The sequence below is a fragment of the Stenotrophomonas maltophilia group sp. RNC7 genome (assembly GCF_030910085.1).
Classification (GTDB): domain Bacteria; phylum Pseudomonadota; class Gammaproteobacteria; order Xanthomonadales; family Xanthomonadaceae; genus Stenotrophomonas; species Stenotrophomonas sepilia.
The window spans coordinates 1-2,786 of record NZ_JAVFVN010000425.1; the positions used below are offsets into that span (position 1 = coordinate 1).

General features: G+C 60.9%; 2 protein-coding genes. Both read right to left on the reverse strand.

From position 1 onward, the window contains the following. The coding region (locus tag RCF13_RS07275) for a hypothetical protein (RefSeq protein WP_308141020.1) at positions 1-389 on the reverse strand (389 nt) is incomplete at its 3' end. Between the two features lie 6 nt (positions 390-395). Continuing rightward, positions 396-2,552 carry a penicillin-binding protein 1A gene (locus tag RCF13_RS07280; protein ID WP_100648262.1) on the reverse strand — a complete coding sequence of 719 codons (2,157 nt, stop codon included), beginning with the start codon at positions 2,550-2,552 and terminating at the stop codon, positions 396-398. Positions 2,553-2,786 lie beyond the last annotated feature (234 nt).

Below are 2,786 nucleotides of genomic sequence, written 5' to 3' on the forward strand. Positions count from 1 at the left end.
CGGGAATGCAGCGCTTCCAGCAATCCGTCGCGCGGCGTGATCGGCTCGAGATCGGGCGTGGCCGGATAGACCGTCCAGAAACGGGCGGGCGGGGTGATGCCGCTGAGGCGATAGGTGCAGCCGCGCTGCAATGTGCGCCCGCCATTGTCGGTACGCGCATAGAAGGGCAGGCCTTCCGCCGTTCCAAGCGCCAGATAGGCTTTGCGGGCCGCACGGGCCTTGGAATAGGGATCGGCATCCGGCGTGCCAGCCGCCGGATAGGCGCTCCAGGCCCCGACGCGGAGTTCACCGAAACCCTCGAACCGGTCGAGCACCTTGTCGACGCTCCAGATGCCGCCGCCGAGCGCCAGCACAAGCACAATCGCCGTGTTGAATATCGTCTTGAACATCGCCCCTCAGAGTACCGATACTTTTGTGCGCCCGGCGATCTTAGGCAGAGGCGGTGCCGCAAGGAAGCGGTCATGCAGTTCCTTGATGACTTTTGTCGACATGGGCGAGAGCACGCGCGGCGGCGCGGCCATGACTTCTTCCGGCTTGGCGTTGGCCACTTGAGGCTCGCTCTTCTTGGGCGGCGCGGGGAAGGGCGGCGTCACGCCCGGTATGGGCTTCAGTTCGATGTTCTGATGCGCATAGGCCATCATCCGCTGCCAGGCCATGGCAGGCAGGACACCGCCGGTCATTTCCTTCATCGGGGTGAAATTATCGTTGCCGAACCACACCGCCGCAGTGAAATTGCCGGTGAAACCGACAAACCATGCATCGCGATAATTCTGCGTCGTGCCGGTCTTGCCGCCAACGCGCGTCGTCGGCAGTGCGGCGCGGCGTCCGGTGCCGCGTTCCGGCACCTGCACGAGCATGGAGTTCATCTCGAGCGCCGCTTTCTCCGACAACGCCCTGTGCGGCTTCGGTGCATCGCGACCGAAATCCCACAACACCTTGCCGTCCGATGAAACGATCTGCGTGAAGGCGTGGCGGTTACCGGCCATGCCCGCATTTGGAAACACGTTGAAGCCGGTAGCCTGATCCATCACCGTCATTTCCGATGTGCCGAGCACCATGGTCTTGTGCGACGAGATCGGCGATTCCACGCCCATCGCCCTGGTCAGCGCAACGATGGGGGCCGTGGTCAGATAATCGCGCGCCAGCCGCACCGGCACGCTGTTCAGCGAACGGACAAGCGCGGTGGTCAAGTCGACGCGGCCTGCAAAGCTGCGGCCATAATTGCGGGGCGACCAGTTGCCCCAGCTGATCGGCGCGTCCGAGACTATGGTGCTGGGCGTCAGCCCCTTTTCCATCGCCGCCGCATAGACATAGGGCTTGAAGGACGAACCGGCCTGCCGCAATGCCTTGGTGGCGCGGTTGAACTGACTTTCGCCATAGTCCCGCCCGCCGACCAGTGCGCGTACGGAGCCGTCATTGGCGATCACCACGGTCGCGGCTTCCGAGACATTATAATCCTTGCCGAACTGGCGCAGGTGATATTCGAGCGACTCCTCCGCCGCCTTTTGGATATTGCGGTCCAGCGTCGTGCGCACGATCAGCGTGTGCTGGGGAATATTGGCGGCGACCTTCTTCACCTCCTCGAAAGCCCAGTCGAGGAAATAGTCGGGGCTCTCGTTCTTGGCGCGGTCGATGACGCTTGCCGGATGGCGGCGCGCAACGGCGACTTGCCCTTCGCTCAGGAAACCGCTTTCAACCATATTGGAAAGCACGACATTGGCGCGCGCACGCGCCGCCGGCAGGTTGACATGCGGGGCGAATTTGGCAGGCGCCTTGAAAAGCCCGGCCAGCATCGCGGCTTCCGCAAGCGAAATATCCTTCACGTTCTTGCCGAAATAGAATTCCGATGCGGCGGCAATGCCGAAGGTTCCGCCGCCCATATAGGCGCGGTCGAGGTAAAGCTGCAGGATTTCCTTCTTGCTGAGATTGCTTTCCAGCCAGAGCGCGAGAAAGGCTTCCTTGATCTTGCGCTCGATGGTGCGCTCGTTGGAGAGAAACAGGTTCTTGGCAAGCTGCTGGGTGATGGTCGAGCCGCCCTGGACAACGCCATTGGCGCGCATGTTCTGGCTGAACGCGCGGGTCAGGCCCCAGAAGTCGATGCCGTAATGATCGAAAAAGCGCCTGTCTTCGGTGCCGAGCACGGCCTTGATGACATGATCCGGCAATTCATCGATGGGCACGGCCTGACGATGCAGGATGCCGCGCTGGCCGATCTCATTGCCGTAGCGATCAAGGAAGGTGACGGCATAATCGTCCTGCGCGCGCCAGTCCTTCTTGGTCTCCTCGAAGGCGGGCAGGGCCAGCACCAGCATCAGCACCGCTCCGGCGACCCCGAGCGTAAATCCCTCGTCGAGAACCTCGACGACGAAACGCCGGAACCCGCGCACGCGAAAACGCCGGGAGAAGATGGTGATGTTTTCCCACCACTCGCCGAGATTGTAGCGCAGGCTGTAGAGGGTGGAATCGATCCACGCGTCGAGCCCGATCAGGCGCGAAACCCTGAACGGTTTGCGCTTCTCGCTTCCCGGTTCTTTTTCTGCCGTCTTACGCATTCACTAACTTCGGCACGGTTGGTTGTCGCAGACAGGTGGAGTGTCCATCATAGCAGATAAATAAGCCACAGCTCATGTGAAATGGTTAAGGCCCAGGCAGCTTTTTATGGATAGGAACAAAATCAAACTATAGGAAAATAGTCCTTGACAGCGTAACGGTGCTTTGCTAGGTTTTATCTACGGTCGACAAAGTGTGACTGTCGTCGGTCCCTGCTATATACCCCCGGCAGATAC

Bases quoted from the DNA above. Each gene is read 5' to 3' on its own strand.
- RCF13_RS07280 (WP_100648262.1), bottom strand. From the start codon at position 2,552: ATGCGTAAGACGGCAGAAAAAGAACCGGGAAGCGAGAAGCGCAAACCG.